The organism is Mycoplana azooxidifex (assembly GCF_014196765.1).
In the GTDB taxonomy this organism is placed as follows: Bacteria; Pseudomonadota; Alphaproteobacteria; order Rhizobiales; family Rhizobiaceae; genus Mycoplana; species Mycoplana azooxidifex.
Genome location: NZ_JACIEE010000012.1, coordinates 116,646 through 129,262 on the forward strand (window position 1 = coordinate 116,646; position 12,617 = coordinate 129,262).

Consider the following 12,617-nt stretch of genomic DNA (forward strand, 5'->3'; position numbering starts at 1 on the left):
AGGATAATCATCGCATTTCGCATGATCGTTCCTCAATCGATCGCGAGGAACTGGTGTTGGACTGAAAATTCCAACGAAACCTTAGGCTCTAACCTCTGCTTGCGGCTTATATTCCGCTCACAATCCAACGTGGCGAAAGCCTCCTTTAAGGCGGCAGATTTCACCCAATGTCGTAATTATGAGCGCGCAGAAACCATGACATGATCGCTTCACGGTGATCACGTTGCGTAAGTCGTACTTCCTCGAAACGAAGGACAGCGACAATGTTTCTGAGTAGCCTGGCACGCAGTCTGAAAGGCCGCGCCAACGATTTGTGGCTGAACATCGGGACAGCGGGGACCGCGCCTGCGGAATCGGTCGGACATGTATACTATGCAACGATCAGCTATCGCTGCATTCGGTCACTATTGGACAGTCTGGATCTGTCCCATGAAGATAGGTTTGTTGACGTGGGCTGCGGCAAGGGGCGTGTCGTCTGTCTTGCCGCAACGCATCGCCTCTCCCAAGTTATTGGTGTCGAGTATTCGACGACCCTGGCGAGTGAAGCGAAACGGAACTCGGAAAGGATGCGAGGGAGGAAATCGCCTGTTCAGATCTGCTGCAAACCAGCAGAAGACTTCGACTATTCTGATTCTTCCGTCCTTTACTTCTTCAACCCCTTCGAAGCACCGCTGCTAGACAGCGTTCTGCAAAAAGCTCGCGCCGATAGACGGGACAGACCTCTTCGCATGGCCTTCGTGATGGAATCCCCCGCTCAAAGAGATGTATTCGCCCGCCACACGTGGCTCTCGTGTTACAACCGCTTCGAAGACATCGACCACCACTTGGTCGCCTTCTATCGCAACAGTTGACGGTCCTGCTAGATCCTGCGGCTGCCCAAAAACTTTCTGAAGCACTTACGCAGCACGCCACCGGCGCGGCCTGCTCCGGAACTATTCGATTTTCTAGATGTTTCTCCACCGATGGAGGAATGAAAGATGAACGACCCTAGATATTGGACGAAGTATGTGGAAGTGGAACTCGATGGGCCTGGTCGATTCCGCCGGGTCAGAAGTACTCGCGATGCTATCGAGTGCTTGAATCACTGGCCATCTGAGGGAGGCGTAGCATACTCCGAAGCTATGCGCATATGTCGCGCCGTCCTCGAAGGAGGAGTGGCGCGAAGGGATGCGCGCGAAGCCTTCATCTTTGCCGCCAAGGAGGCGGGCATCCAGGTTCGGTAGGCGTTGAAAGAGCCGCAATCGGTACGCTCTGTAAATCGAGAGACGGGCCGCAGCCAGCGGCGCGATTGTGAAGTATCGCCTCGAATTTGTGGGCCAAGCCGGCGCCCCACGCAGCAGAGCGCCGGAAGGAGACATGCAGAAGAAGGTTGCTCAGACCAAACCCCGAACGCCTCCCTGCCCAAGAAGAGGCTAGCAGGGCCTTGATAGGCAATCCAGGTTTATGAACCAACAGCCGGGACGTGCGTTCAGCCCCCTCTGTCCCCGAGGTGATCCATGAGACTAGAGCACGGACATTGTTTCTGCGGCGCTATTGAAGCGACGTTCGAAGGCGACCCCTTTTGGATATGCTTTGATCACGATGACGACTGTCGCCGGGCAATCGGCAGCCCATTAACAATCTGGATTGGGTATCAGGCCGCGCAAGTGAACTTTAGGCGTGGTGAGCCAGCCACCTTCTCGAAGACCCGCGGCATCGTGAGGTCATTTTGCGGGACGTGTGGAACCTCGATCGGCTACGTCGACGAAGGCCTTCCGAACGAAGTGTACATCTGCGTAGGCTTCATGCACGCGCCGGAACGGTTTGCTCCCGAAGCCCATGGCTATTGGGAACTGCGTCTTCCCTACATCGTCATGAACGATGGCCTGCCGAGGATCGAAACCTATACGCGTGCGCGAGATCCGTCACTCGGAACGCCGCGCGAACGAGAATAGAAGGTGCAACAACCATCCCGAGTGCATGACATGCCGTGGAGACCACTAGCATCCTTGTGCGGAAGAGAGCCACTGCTCGCATAACATTACCTCCGTCTGGACAGAGAACCGGTTCTCCAGAAGTTCCAAAGTCGCATCGTGCGTCCGGTCCCCCGTGCTGCAGACGGCATCCTTCAGCAAAATCACTTTGTATCCAAGATCGATTGCGCCGAGGGCCGCAGCCAGCACGCAGACATCGGTCTCTCCGCCTGTCAGCACCAGTGTTCCCACGCCTTGATGTGACAAAACGCTGTGCAGCCGGCCGTTGGTCCAGGGCGAATATGTGCGTTTTTCGAAGATGCGCGCCGGTGGGACGTAGCGCTTAAGTTCGGCGACAAGATCGACCAACCCCGGATCGATGCGGGTTCTCGTCATCATGGGCCATTTCTCGTAGTAGTCGCGCCACATGCCGGGCAGTTCGTCAGTTGATGACGGCGGTATGAAACGGGTGAAGATGGTCCGTTCCGGAAAGCGCGTCGTCACCTCGAGGACCGCATCGATCACCTTTGGCATCCAGGCTATCTGCCAGGGCGTGTCTTCGGCGAACATCCGCTGCATGTCTATGCAGAGGTGGATCCAGCTCTCGCGGTGCATCTGCATTGCCATCTGGCTCCCAAGATAGGCCAACGGCCTGTCCTCGCAGAAACTGCAAATTGCCCAATAGGGTTCCAAACACATCGACACGGAACAAACTGCGCAGGACGAGGGTTTCTCCGCGGCAACAATTCCGTCCCAGGAGGAAGCCATGCCCACACAGAAAACACTGGACGACCTGTTCGTCGACACTCTCAAGGACATCTACTACGCTGAAAAGCAGATCTTGAAAGCCTTGCCCAAGATGGCGCGTGCCGCACAATCCGAAGAAGGCAAGGCCGGCTTTCTGCTGCATCGTGACGAGACACAGGCGCAAGTCGAGCGCCTTGAGGAGATCTTTGAATTGCTTGGTAAGCCGGCCCGCGGAAAGACCTGCGAGGCAATCCAGGGGATCATTGCCGAGGGCCAGGAAATCATGGAAGACTACAAGGGATCCCCTGCCCTTGACGCCGGGCTCATCTCCTCTGCTCAGGCAGTCGAACACTACGAAATCGCACGCTACGGCACGTTAATCGCGTGGGCCAACCAGCTCGGCTTCAAAAAGGCCGTGCCGCTCCTCAAGCAGTCTCTGGCGGAGGAAGAGGCGACGGACAAAAAACTCACAATGCTTGCCCAGACCGCGGCCAACGCAAAAGCCGCCTGAGTATATCATGGGAACGGCCGCCAAAAGCGGCCGTTCCCCGTATCTGCCGGAGCAGCGAACAAAGCGCGCTTAGACCCCTTACTTGGACCGATCGGGCTCGGTCTCATCAAAGTTCACATCCCAGTCTTTCTCCGGTCCCTTTTGACCGGGAGGAGTGCGGTGAGCCGTCGCATCTTCCGAACCGGTTACGACCGTCGGCTTTGCACTAGCAACGCCCGTGCTTTTGCGATCTGCCTGGGATTTTGCATACTGGCCCTTCGCATCTTCGCGCGTCTTGAGCGCGTCCGACGGTCGGTTGCGTTCCGGGTCCTGATTGCTTTCGCCGACAGCATCCCGGTCGACATCGGGGTTATCCTTTGCTTGCAAGTAACCGCGGGGCCGATTGACCTCGGGCCCTTCCCACCGCGGTGATTGATCGGCTGTGCCTGGTGCGCCGTCTTTCGGTTTGTCCATACCCATGATCGTTCTCCTTGCTGGAGAATGAACTGGTCAGGAACACATAAGTTCCTGCCTCAGCTTCGTTGCGAAGATGGGCGTCACCGCCGCGACTGCTTTGACGATAGGCGGTCAACCCGGGTAAGTCGGGGTGCGATGGCCCGTTGCTTGTAAGGCACGCTCCCATTGATAGGTGGATATGTGCCCGCACCCACGTCGAGCATGTTGCCTCGCTTATCACGGGTGCGGCGCCTCGCTTCACGTGACCTCAATACGTCAAATTTAATAGACGTGACCGGCACATGTGCCACACACTGGCGCCATCGCTTCCGCATGCTTGGCAGGAACGACAGGGAGATGGCAACTTCCGCCCCATCTCGGGAGGAATACATGTCCTACTACGACGCCGCCGGCGATCCGGTGTTTCCATTCGCACGATCGTTCAGTCCCGACGATCTGAACAGGCTTCAGCAGATCTTCGACGACTGCCTGAGCGAATGTGCCTTCTCCATCGACAGCGAACAAGCTGAAGCGCTGGGAAACACGATAATCCGGCTCTACGCTCAAGGGCAGCGCGATCCGATCGCTATCAAGGCGGCAATTCTGCCGCCGTTCAAAGGGCGTGCGTGGGCTGGACGAACAGCCTAGCGGCCCTCCGCGCTACACCCTACCAGCGCCGTCCGCTCACAGATGCTGAATCGTCTACCGCGGTTCTACGTGCAGGTTCAGGTAACCGGGATCAAACTCGGCGATTTGCTCAAGGCGTTCCCAATTGAGGACCGTTACCGTCCGCTGTGTCCATTGCAGTGCATTCTCATTGCGTAATAGCCTCAATGTCTTATTCAGATGCACCAGCGATATTCCCAGGGCATCAGCCAATTCCTGCTGGGTTAGAGGGAACGAAAAGCTGTCATCTGAGACGCGACCGACGACTTTCAGCCGGGCAAAAAGCTCACAGAACAGATGCGCCAGGTGAGATTTCTTCGAGCGCCGTCCCATCGCCACGATCCACTCACGGTGAATAGCTCCGTCAATGACGGTCAAGAGCCACAACAGGCGCGTCAGATGCGGCTCGTTCTCGCTGATCCTTGTCAGGTCGCCATGGTCGGCAAAGGCAACGAGGCAGGGTGACAATGCTACAATGCCGTGATCCATCGTCTTCAAGGGAAAAGCGTGCAGATCGACGAAATCGCCAGCGATGTGAAGCGCTGTGATTTGCCTTTTGCCATTCTCGACGATCCGATAGCGGGCAGCGATGCCGTCGAGGAGCAAGGTGCTATAGGGTGGCCGTGATCCCTCCGTGACAAGATCCTCATCGGTTGCGAAGCGACGTTGACGTACGATTATCGACTGCAGAAGCTGTGCCTCCCGCGCGGAAACGGTGTCCCGGGCACGTAGGTTTGCAATGAGAGGTTCAATCACGATCGTAGTCTCCCTGTTCCTTCCGTCCTATCATATGGAACAAACCTCCCGATCTAGGATTTTCCGGGTGTCGCGTCATGATCTCCCGGACGAGGCGACAAGGCCAGATTACCTATCGCATACCGAGTGGAGACTTGGCGATGAAGCGCTTTTACTTCCATGTTCGTACCACCGAAGGCTTGGAGGCAGACTATGACGGCATTGCCTTCGCGGGTATCGAGGCCGCGCAAGCGGATGCCAAAGCGAGCCTATTTGAAATGATGGCGGACGATCTGTCCGCCGGCCGGCAGACGAAATATTTGGGAATCAACATCACCGATAGCCTCGGAACAATCCTTGCTGTGGTTGATGCAACTGCTGCAATTGAGCGCCTGCCCAAGGGCTCTTGATTCAACGATATGAACATCGAGCGATCGCGACATCGGGCGAAGCCTAGGACGCCCGGCTAGCGATAAAAGTCATTTGCACTCCACACGGTAACCTTTGTCGCACCACGGCCAACACTGAGGTCCGCTTCCGAGCGCGAACCAACCAAGAGCGATGTCAATTTTTCCGGGGGCGGCGTTCGCATGTCGTCAATCGCCCACCGCGCTGCGTGGCTCGAAACACTGGCGCAGGCGCATGAAGCCTTGCCGCCACCAGCTGCCTATCGTGGAGAGATGTCAGAATGACCGACCACCTGCTCCTAGACGAAGATGTCGACGAAGCACTTGAGCGCGCCTAATGCGACCTTGGCTTGAACCGATCACACGCATTACGGGCGATCCTGAGGCACTGGCTGGGGGGCACGGCTACCTACCTACCGTGGACTTGGATGAGGGAAGCGGGACGGAGGGGGCGGCTTGATGCCAAGGGAGACGGCACATGGACCACGGCAATGGTGTTCACTCGCTCTACTACGCGATCGTTGGGCACAGCACGAACACAAATGAGCGCCTGGTACGATTTCTCGCGCTGATCGCGGTTGCGATCGTGGCGCTTGGCACGTTGTTTTGGGCCCTGCTGCGATAGCATCGGACGAAGACAGCAGCCGCACATCAGCCGGCTGGAGCCACGGCCGTTAGAACTGACCGCGGCCCCGAGACACGGACTTCACTCGTAGTGTTCGGGCGCTGCCTCCAATTGATCTTTGGTCCAGGCTGTGACCGCATGCACATCGCCATCCTCATCCCGCATGAATTCGAGGTCGCCCAGTGGAACGGCGACCGGCTTCGCACCGATCCCGAGAAAGCCGCCGACGTCGATGACCGCGGTACTGCCATGGAGATGATCGAGTTTTCCGATCTTGTCGTCGTCTGCGCCGTAGATCGTTGCGCCTTCGAGGATATCCGGCGTGAGCTCGGTGGGTGAAAGGCGAACGTGATTGGTATGATCCATTTTTCAACTCCTCCTAGCTGGATGAATCCCAAGAACCGATAGCAACCTCATTTGTTCCGACCTGGTTGAAGATGAACACAAAGATGGGGCTTTCGACCGACACGATGCGGAGGAAGGGTACGTCAAAGTTAATAGCGCGAGTTTTAGTAAGGGCGCACATTCCTCGGCTGGGAGGAACTCAAATGCACTTCATCTTTCAAAAAGACGACACCATCGGTCCAGCGGACATCGCCAACTTGCGCGAGGTGTTCGAGGCCCTCTGCGAACGGGAACACCTCTCTCGTCACTCCGCCGTGGCGGATGAAGTCGCCAAGCGCATTCTACAGCTCTACAAGGCTGGGGTCCGCGATCGAACGATTTTCATGGCTGTCATCCAGAGCCGAGCAAAAAGACTGCATTAATGCCAACTGGATGTCTCGAACTCAGGCATGCTTCGCCCTGTGATCCGACGGCGCCAGCTCTTTGCGACTTCATGAAGGGCAAACAGATGACCGATATCACTTCACCGCGTCACCCACTCACCGCCGATCGCTTGACCGAGTGCGAGGAGGCAGTCGAGACTGCGCTGCAGGATCTCGTCTGGCGAGCGGTGAAGGCGGGCTGGGATGAGGTCGAGGTCTGCACGGCGATAGCCACCCTGGCCGATCACCATATTCTCGCGGTCATCGAGAACCACAAAACAGCTCGAGCGCTGAAGCACACAAGGAAAATGCGACGACGGAACCACTAGCGTCGTGATTGGTGGTGCATACTTCAATAGAGGTGCACACTCCTCCCCCTTTGGGAGGATACCTGCATGCCTCACATTACCGACAAAGACGGCAGCATTGGTCCGGCCGAACTAAAGCGGCTCGGGGAAATCTTCGAGACGATCTGCAGCCACGAGCACATTGCTCATAGATCGGCTGTGGCTGACCTTGTCGTAAAGAGAATGATGCAGCTCTACAAGGCGGGTGTGAGAGATCAGTCGGTCTACCTGACGGTTATCCAGACAAAGACGCGGCATCGACAACCCGAGGTCCCCAAGGCTGCACTTTTGCGGGGAAGCAAGCCCCACTGACAGCGATAGCCGATGAAGCGCGACCCGTGGTGGCTCTAGGAGCTACGACAGTCGGCTCTTTGAAACGTTGAAGCGATGGCACACCTGTATTATTTCCTCAAGGACAGCGCGCTCCGGCGGGACCCGCATCTCGAAACCGCCAACCAGATTCGACTGTTTGCTCTCGCCTCCCATGATCGGAACCACCTGAAAGTCCTCGCTCCTGAACGGGGAGTTTCCCGCGATACGGAATTCATAGCCGGGGAAGTGGTCCGAAAGATATGCGGAGAAGCGGTCCTGGGCGCCAAGAAATTCTTCCACCCGTCTCGTAGGCGGGACTGTGATGAACTGGCTCACTGCTTTCCGCGACATTTTCTTCTCCCCTATTCAGGGTTGAAGAGCATGCTTTCGGGAGAAAGTCGATTCGTTGGCGGTGGAGAGTGTGGCCGGGCATGCATCTAGCGGTCCCGCTGGGCCAGCTGTCGTTCCAATACGCAGGATTGACGAGCCTTTTTCAGGTTGATGAAATATCGTCGTTCTGATGGACCCGAACTTCGAACTACCGGCGGCAATGCCGCCGGTTCTTTTTTGGCTAAGGCGGAGGGGCGACAGTCCAGATCGACTTGCGAACTCTCGCCTGCACGATCCTTCCGCTTCCTGAGGGCAAGCCAGATCCTGTCACCGGGATTGCTCCAGATAGGTTTAAGAAGCTGAAGAGAGAGTAGGTCTGGTAGTCGCACTGGTGCCCAACCATTCTTGACTCCTCCGGCGCCATGGCAGGTTGCGCACATGATGCACGATACCACTGCCCGCGACCCCCGTTGTCCGTACTGCCGAGCAAACTAATACGGACCGTCTCCGTTTGGGTCTGAGGCCCCGACAGTGCGTCCTGCCCGGCTTGTGGTCGGTCGGCGGCGCCGTGTGATTGGCTGGCTGGTGACGAACGGACCGGGTGCAGCACCGCCCGGACAGGCAAGGTGCAGCACCGCTCAACTACCTCGACGACAGAGGCGTGCTATCATCGACTGCCGACCGCATCCACTTAGGATCCTCGCCAGTGATCCCCTTGATTGCTTCGCAAATGGAACCATTGAGATTCGTGAGTGCGCGGTAGTCCGCTCTGGATGTAGCAAGGTTGCGACTGGCCTCCATCATCATTTTGTGAAGCGCGGTAGCGCGGGTGACGAATTCCGCGCGCTCGGCTTCGTACAGGCTTTCTCTGCGGGAGTGGTATCGAGACATAGGCAGGTTCCTTCTTGCTTTTGGTGGGGCCGCACGCCTCCATGGCGTGATGGCATGCCAAGAACAAAAATGGAACATTGAACCAGCGCACAGGGGCGGGTCGGTCAAAAGATTGGCGATGCGCAACGTTGCTCGTAACCATGAAGCACGCTATCGGTGTGGCGCACAGCAATTATGGGGGCATTTATGGGTGTGGTTTTAAAGGTCGGCGGCGACTACTGGGTCGATATGGCCGATCTCAGTATCGATCTGAGCGGCGTCGGCAGCGCGTACATCTCTTCCTTTAGCTCGAAGAAGATCGTCGGCTACGTCGGCGGCGAAAAAGTCACGATCAATGGATCGGGCTTCGCGACGGATTCTAACGGATACCTGAAGCCGACCGGGACGATCAAAAGCGTCCAGTTGAGCTACGCTGGCGAGACATCCATGTCGGTTTCGGGCCTGAACCTCTCGGTCACCGAGCTTGCCGATATTGCGGAATCGGGATCCGAGAAGCAGGCGCTGGCTCTACTCAAGTCTGCCCTGAGCGGCGACGACAAGATGAGTGGCGGTCGCTATTCCGACGTGCTCTACGGATACAATGGCAATGACACGCTGACCGGAAACGCCAGCCGCGACAAGCTCTACGGCGGCGCCGGCAACGACAAACTCTACGGCGGCGCAGACGGCGACAAGCTTTATGGCGGCGGCAACAAAGACACTTTCATCTTCAAGAAGGCGAGCGATAGCGCGGTCTCCGGAACAGGCCGCGATTCGATCTATGACTTCAGCAAGAAGCAGGGCGACAAGATCGATCTGAGTGCGATCGACGCGAACTGGAAAGCGTCTGGCAACCAGGCTTTCAAGTTCATCGGCGACGACGACTTCCACGGCAAGGCTGGCGAGCTTCGCTATACGAAGTACAAGTCGGATACCTACATCCAGGCAGACGCAAACGGGGACAGGAAAGCCGACTTCGGCATTCACCTCGATGATAGCTTGTCGCTGTCGAAGGGCGACTTCCTGCTCTGATCCCGGAATTCCTTCCCCAATCGATGGGCTCGCCTCCGCGCGGGCCCATTTCGTTTGCAAGAACGCACCAATACCAACCCGTTACAAAGTGTGACCCACTATACGCGTGAAGGGCAATTGCAGAGAACTTAACGCGCAGTTAATAGGGCAAATAGGGAGCTAGCCAAGGTCAAACGTAGTGACATTTGAACTCATCGAAATGATCGGTTTCTTTCTCGCGGTGTGCTGGTTCTATCGGTGGGTGGCCCGCGATACCCTCAAACGTTGAGCGGCATGTCCCCTTGCCGACGCGACCGAGGCTCAGGCCGGCTGCACCGCGACTGGACTGGAACCGGCCCAACCTCAAACCCGAGGTGCGGAACATTACTCCCCGCGCAGAGTTTCCGATTTTGGGCCTGACCCTTCTCCGGCCCAACGGCGCACATTTTCGCGCCAGTACGGGCGAGAAGCCCGGAAACCAGCGGAGGTGACACACGGGCCTCCGCTGGCCACCTCTGCGTTGCTGAAGAAGCAACGGCCAGTTTGCTAACCTGAAATCACACGTCTCGACTGAGGGGACCTAGTTGCCCTCTAATGAGCATGTCGTTTAAAACAGGCAACCAGCACCGACCGCACGATCACGGGATTATGCTCTCCTCGTGAACAGACCCGGATCAGCGCCCGCCCAAGCGAACGAGCTCGCTCACTCTCGAGCGAAAAGCAGCAGTCCTCCCTACATTCCTCGAAGACACGCTCAAGTGTGTTCAGTTCATCGGGCCCAATCATTTCACAGAGTTCACCGCCGGGGAACCCTGGATAGCCTGCAGCGTCGTGATGCATCATTGCCATCTCAATTGTCCTGTTAGTGTCACCTTCCAACGAAGGCCGCGCAAGGATGTTCCACGACAAATGCTGTCCTCGACGCACTAGCGGAACACCTGCCTCTCCAGAGCGTTTAGGCGCTGGCAAGTGGGAGAACGCAAATGTCGAAATGGAAGACGCCCGTGGAATTGACGCTGGATAGCACCAATCACCAGACGGTGCACGGCCCGTATGCCGCAGCGATGCTTCTCATGATCTCTTGGCCTACGCAAAATGGCAAGGAGCGCGAGCGAGCCGAGCGGATGTGCCTGAAGGCCGTGAACGAGCGGATTGACGCAGCGGACGCGCGAGAGGCGTTTCTCTCAGCGATCGAAGAGGCTGGCCTCACGCTCGAGAGCCGGGGCACAGATCCGCTGGCCGCGTAGGTATAGAAAAACTGACGGCTGGCAGCCGGGGCGCACTGTTTAGCAAGCCACGGCAGCCTGCCTCCTCAGCCTATTGTGCCCATCAGGCGTAGCAGTGCCTCCGGATCATGGTAGCCGGCCCGATAAAGCCGGAGGGTGCGCCGGGCCAATCGTTCCGTCTTCTTTCTATCGCGCGATTTGCGTCTGACGAGAGTGACTATCGCTCGCAGCAATGCGACCTCATTGGGCAGGTAGACACCGTCTGCACTGGAAGGATGTTCCCCATCCGGTATCCTGTAGCGGTGCTTCGCCGCGGCCATCACACACACCGCCAAGTCGTCCTCACCCTCGATTCCGAGATCGTAAAGCCGGGAGAGATAGTCGTCTAACACTCCCGGTCAGGTTCGGTTTGGCCAAACCAGCTTTGGTTAGTAATGCCATCTGCGAGGCGTTGGAGAGTTGGAGACATGTCGGCGCCAACGACAAGGCGCTCATGCGGGATTTTGGAGTTCATGGAAGCTCCTCCGCTTGGGGCGGAAGAAGCCAACTCCCTGCCGACGAGGCCCTTGGCAAATCCCGCCGATACGGCATCATGCGCCCATTCACCTACTATCGCCAAATGAAGCTTCGAGAGTAATTCGATCTGGAAGCTTGAGCATCTCCCATGTTATGTTTCCCCCGTTCCCGACAAGCTCCAAACCTGTCTTGGGAAAAGAGGGGCGGCGGTCCCGGGTGCCCAAAATCTAAGACGCCGCTCCCTCTCAGCCCCACTTGAAACCGCGCGTAGGAAGTCGAGATGCGGATACGGCCGCCCGCGCCAGATATCAACAAGCCGCTGCCATGAGACGCGATCCGTGGTGGCTGTACGCTCTGCTTGTTGCCGGCATTCTGCTGAAGCTGGCAAGCATGGCAGGGCATATTTATCAGGCGATCTGACAAACAGATCGACGCCCCCTAGCCTTGACGTCGCTTGATGCTGAACAAATATCTGTGCTGCTTCTTTCATGAGCCTGTAACTGAGAGGAGGAAATTCAATGCACATACCTGACGTGCCTTGGTCGATCGCCGTATCCGTTCGACTTCAAAACGGCAGCGAGCACATCTTCCATGGACCTTATGACGCTCTCGACTTTCTGGAAAACGAATGGCCGTTGCGCCATGGACAGAAGTACCACAGGGCAATTCGTTCCTGCCGAGCCGCGCTCAACAAGATGACGCCACTGGCGATCGCGCGCGAAGACTTCATAGCCGCATGTCTTGAGGCAGGAATGCCGGCAAAAGCGATGCCGCCTGTATTCTATACCGGGACCGCGGGCGCTCGCTCCACCAGGTGAATCAGCTCCTGCGCCGGCAGGAGCTCTCCTGCCGGCGACTAACCCTTCCCAATGATCACCAGCCCAATCCGTCGGATCGCATCGGCGAAGGTGACGCCGAGCACCATCCCGCCGATGCCGATCACGCCGAGGGCGCCGATCCCCATCAGTTTCCAGCGCTTCACGTCGTCTGTGACCGGCTTCATCTCCGAGACATCCTCCTTCATTTCGGACATGCGCGTCTCGAGGTGACCAACCCGCGACACTATCTCGTCCATGCGCCGGTGCACGACCGCGCGACTTTTGGCCGACTTGTCTTCCGAGCGACGACCGTTTTCCTCCATCCGCTGCAGGGATTGCTGC

18 protein-coding genes and 2 pseudogenes are annotated in these 12,617 nt (G+C 57.4%); 13 read left to right on the forward strand and 7 right to left on the reverse strand.

The annotated features are described in order from the left end of the window. Positions 1-263 precede the first annotated feature (263 nt). From GGQ64_RS23935 to GGQ64_RS23945, 3 genes are all read left to right on the forward strand, one after another. Complete coding sequence (locus GGQ64_RS23935) at positions 264-851, forward strand: SAM-dependent methyltransferase (protein ID WP_183807853.1); 588 nt, start codon at positions 264-266, stop codon at positions 849-851. 126 nt (positions 852-977) lie between these two features. Further along, the gene (locus GGQ64_RS28350) at positions 978-1,223 is read left to right on the forward strand and encodes a DUF982 domain-containing protein (protein ID WP_183807854.1); all 246 of its coding nucleotides are present in this window, start codon (positions 978-980) and stop codon (positions 1,221-1,223) included. A 273-nt stretch (positions 1,224-1,496) separates the two neighbouring features. After that, positions 1,497-1,934, forward strand: a complete 438-nt coding sequence (locus GGQ64_RS23945) for a GFA family protein (protein WP_183807855.1) — start codon at positions 1,497-1,499, stop codon at positions 1,932-1,934. A gap of 45 nt (positions 1,935-1,979) precedes the next feature. Here GGQ64_RS23945 and GGQ64_RS23950 read toward each other — a convergent pair whose 3' ends face one another. Beyond that, positions 1,980-2,567, reverse strand: coding sequence for a cysteine hydrolase family protein (locus GGQ64_RS23950; protein ID WP_183807912.1), 588 nt, complete (start codon positions 2,565-2,567; stop codon positions 1,980-1,982). 151 nt (positions 2,568-2,718) lie between these two features. On the opposite strand from GGQ64_RS23950, the gene GGQ64_RS23955 reads away from it, so the two are divergent. After that, positions 2,719-3,210 carry a YciE/YciF ferroxidase family protein gene (locus GGQ64_RS23955; protein ID WP_183807856.1) on the forward strand — a complete coding sequence of 164 codons (492 nt, stop codon included), beginning with the start codon at positions 2,719-2,721 and terminating at the stop codon, positions 3,208-3,210. Between the two features lie 78 nt (positions 3,211-3,288). Here GGQ64_RS23955 and GGQ64_RS23960 read toward each other — a convergent pair. Both GGQ64_RS23960 and GGQ64_RS28355 read right to left on the reverse strand, forming a co-directional pair. Further along, a pseudogene (locus GGQ64_RS23960) lies at positions 3,289-3,477 on the reverse strand (hypothetical protein); the annotation flags it as partial. Next, a pseudogene (locus GGQ64_RS28355) lies at positions 3,472-3,669 on the reverse strand (hypothetical protein); the annotation flags it as partial. The pseudogenes GGQ64_RS28355 and GGQ64_RS23960, both read right to left, overlap by 6 nt. A gap of 366 nt (positions 3,670-4,035) precedes the next feature. Between GGQ64_RS28355 and GGQ64_RS23965 the strand changes: the two are divergent. After that, the gene (locus GGQ64_RS23965) at positions 4,036-4,293 is read left to right on the forward strand and encodes a hypothetical protein (protein WP_183807857.1); all 258 of its coding nucleotides are present in this window, start codon (positions 4,036-4,038) and stop codon (positions 4,291-4,293) included. 54 nt (positions 4,294-4,347) lie between these two features. Here the strand turns inward: GGQ64_RS23965 and GGQ64_RS23970 are convergent, their stop codons facing one another. Next, the gene (locus GGQ64_RS23970) at positions 4,348-5,067 is read right to left on the reverse strand and encodes a helix-turn-helix domain-containing protein (protein WP_183807858.1); all 720 of its coding nucleotides are present in this window, start codon (positions 5,065-5,067) and stop codon (positions 4,348-4,350) included. Between the two features lie 140 nt (positions 5,068-5,207). Here GGQ64_RS23970 and GGQ64_RS23975 point away from each other — a divergent pair, with 140 nt between their 5' ends. After that, positions 5,208-5,456, forward strand: a complete 249-nt coding sequence (locus GGQ64_RS23975) for a DUF6894 family protein (RefSeq protein ID WP_183807859.1) — start codon at positions 5,208-5,210, stop codon at positions 5,454-5,456. Positions 5,457-5,931: 475 nt separating this feature from the next. Next, positions 5,932-6,078 (forward strand): hypothetical protein, encoded by a 147-nt coding sequence (locus GGQ64_RS23980; protein WP_183807860.1) that lies wholly within the window; start codon positions 5,932-5,934, stop codon positions 6,076-6,078. An 81-nt stretch (positions 6,079-6,159) separates the two neighbouring features. Here the strand turns inward: GGQ64_RS23980 and GGQ64_RS23985 are convergent, their stop codons facing one another. Continuing rightward, the gene (locus tag GGQ64_RS23985; protein ID WP_183807861.1) at positions 6,160-6,444 is read right to left on the reverse strand and encodes a PRC-barrel domain containing protein; all 285 of its coding nucleotides are present in this window, start codon (positions 6,442-6,444) and stop codon (positions 6,160-6,162) included. Positions 6,445-6,626: 182 nt separating this feature from the next. Here GGQ64_RS23985 and GGQ64_RS23990 point away from each other — a divergent pair, with 182 nt between their 5' ends. The 3 genes from GGQ64_RS23990 (at position 6,627) to GGQ64_RS24000 (ending at position 7,504) form a co-directional block, all read left to right on the forward strand. Then, entirely contained in the window at positions 6,627-6,845 is a 219-nt protein-coding gene (locus GGQ64_RS23990; protein ID WP_183807862.1) for a hypothetical protein, read from the forward strand. A gap of 86 nt (positions 6,846-6,931) precedes the next feature. After that, entirely contained in the window at positions 6,932-7,174 is a 243-nt protein-coding gene (locus tag GGQ64_RS23995) for a hypothetical protein (protein ID WP_183807863.1), read from the forward strand. Positions 7,175-7,240: 66 nt separating this feature from the next. Further along, positions 7,241-7,504 carry a hypothetical protein gene (locus GGQ64_RS24000; RefSeq protein WP_183807864.1) on the forward strand — a complete coding sequence of 88 codons (264 nt, stop codon included), beginning with the start codon at positions 7,241-7,243 and terminating at the stop codon, positions 7,502-7,504. 42 nt (positions 7,505-7,546) lie between these two features. Here the strand turns inward: GGQ64_RS24000 and GGQ64_RS24005 are convergent, their stop codons facing one another. Next, positions 7,547-7,855, reverse strand: coding sequence for a type III secretion system chaperone family protein (locus GGQ64_RS24005; RefSeq protein WP_183807865.1), 309 nt, complete (start codon positions 7,853-7,855; stop codon positions 7,547-7,549). Between the two features lie 1,026 nt (positions 7,856-8,881). On the opposite strand from GGQ64_RS24005, the gene GGQ64_RS27910 reads away from it, so the two are divergent. From GGQ64_RS27910 to GGQ64_RS24020, 3 genes are all read left to right on the forward strand, one after another. Further along, positions 8,882-9,736 (forward strand): M10 family metallopeptidase C-terminal domain-containing protein, encoded by an 855-nt coding sequence (locus tag GGQ64_RS27910; RefSeq protein ID WP_183807866.1) that lies wholly within the window; start codon positions 8,882-8,884, stop codon positions 9,734-9,736. A 962-nt stretch (positions 9,737-10,698) separates the two neighbouring features. Next, positions 10,699-10,962, forward strand: coding sequence for a DUF982 domain-containing protein (locus GGQ64_RS24015; protein ID WP_183807867.1), 264 nt, complete (start codon positions 10,699-10,701; stop codon positions 10,960-10,962). 1,013 nt (positions 10,963-11,975) lie between these two features. Continuing rightward, complete coding sequence (locus tag GGQ64_RS24020; RefSeq protein WP_183807868.1) at positions 11,976-12,275, forward strand: DUF982 domain-containing protein; 300 nt, start codon at positions 11,976-11,978, stop codon at positions 12,273-12,275. Positions 12,276-12,313: 38 nt separating this feature from the next. Here the strand turns inward: GGQ64_RS24020 and GGQ64_RS24025 are convergent, their stop codons facing one another. Continuing rightward, a complete protein-coding gene (locus GGQ64_RS24025) occupies positions 12,314-12,598 on the reverse strand; it encodes a DUF1515 family protein (protein ID WP_246422906.1) in 285 nt (94 codons plus the stop codon). Positions 12,599-12,617: the final 19 nt, after the last annotated feature.

What these genes read in the sequence shown, in the direction of transcription:
- GGQ64_RS24025 (WP_246422906.1), bottom strand. Translation starts at nt 12,598, where the DNA reads ATGGAGGAAAACGGTCGTCGCTCGGAAGACAAGTCGGCCAAAAGTCGC.
- GGQ64_RS23950 (WP_183807912.1), bottom strand. Translation starts at nt 2,567, where the DNA reads ATGCACCGCGAGAGCTGGATCCACCTCTGCATAGACATGCAGCGGATG.
- GGQ64_RS23985 (WP_183807861.1), bottom strand. Translation starts at nt 6,444, where the DNA reads ATGGATCATACCAATCACGTTCGCCTTTCACCCACCGAGCTCACGCCG.
- GGQ64_RS24000 (WP_183807864.1), top strand. Translation starts at nt 7,241, where the DNA reads ATGCCTCACATTACCGACAAAGACGGCAGCATTGGTCCGGCCGAACTA.
- GGQ64_RS23990 (WP_183807862.1), top strand. Translation starts at nt 6,627, where the DNA reads ATGCACTTCATCTTTCAAAAAGACGACACCATCGGTCCAGCGGACATC.
- GGQ64_RS23980 (WP_183807860.1), top strand. Translation starts at nt 5,932, where the DNA reads ATGGACCACGGCAATGGTGTTCACTCGCTCTACTACGCGATCGTTGGG.
- GGQ64_RS23975 (WP_183807859.1), top strand. Translation starts at nt 5,208, where the DNA reads ATGAAGCGCTTTTACTTCCATGTTCGTACCACCGAAGGCTTGGAGGCA.
- GGQ64_RS23935 (WP_183807853.1), top strand. Translation starts at nt 264, where the DNA reads ATGTTTCTGAGTAGCCTGGCACGCAGTCTGAAAGGCCGCGCCAACGAT.
- GGQ64_RS23995 (WP_183807863.1), top strand. Translation starts at nt 6,932, where the DNA reads ATGACCGATATCACTTCACCGCGTCACCCACTCACCGCCGATCGCTTG.
- GGQ64_RS24005 (WP_183807865.1), bottom strand. Translation starts at nt 7,855, where the DNA reads ATGTCGCGGAAAGCAGTGAGCCAGTTCATCACAGTCCCGCCTACGAGA.
- GGQ64_RS24020 (WP_183807868.1), top strand. Translation starts at nt 11,976, where the DNA reads ATGCACATACCTGACGTGCCTTGGTCGATCGCCGTATCCGTTCGACTT.
- GGQ64_RS23965 (WP_183807857.1), top strand. Translation starts at nt 4,036, where the DNA reads ATGTCCTACTACGACGCCGCCGGCGATCCGGTGTTTCCATTCGCACGA.
- GGQ64_RS28350 (WP_183807854.1), top strand. Translation starts at nt 978, where the DNA reads ATGAACGACCCTAGATATTGGACGAAGTATGTGGAAGTGGAACTCGAT.
- GGQ64_RS23945 (WP_183807855.1), top strand. Translation starts at nt 1,497, where the DNA reads ATGAGACTAGAGCACGGACATTGTTTCTGCGGCGCTATTGAAGCGACG.
- GGQ64_RS23955 (WP_183807856.1), top strand. Translation starts at nt 2,719, where the DNA reads ATGCCCACACAGAAAACACTGGACGACCTGTTCGTCGACACTCTCAAG.
- GGQ64_RS24015 (WP_183807867.1), top strand. Translation starts at nt 10,699, where the DNA reads ATGTCGAAATGGAAGACGCCCGTGGAATTGACGCTGGATAGCACCAAT.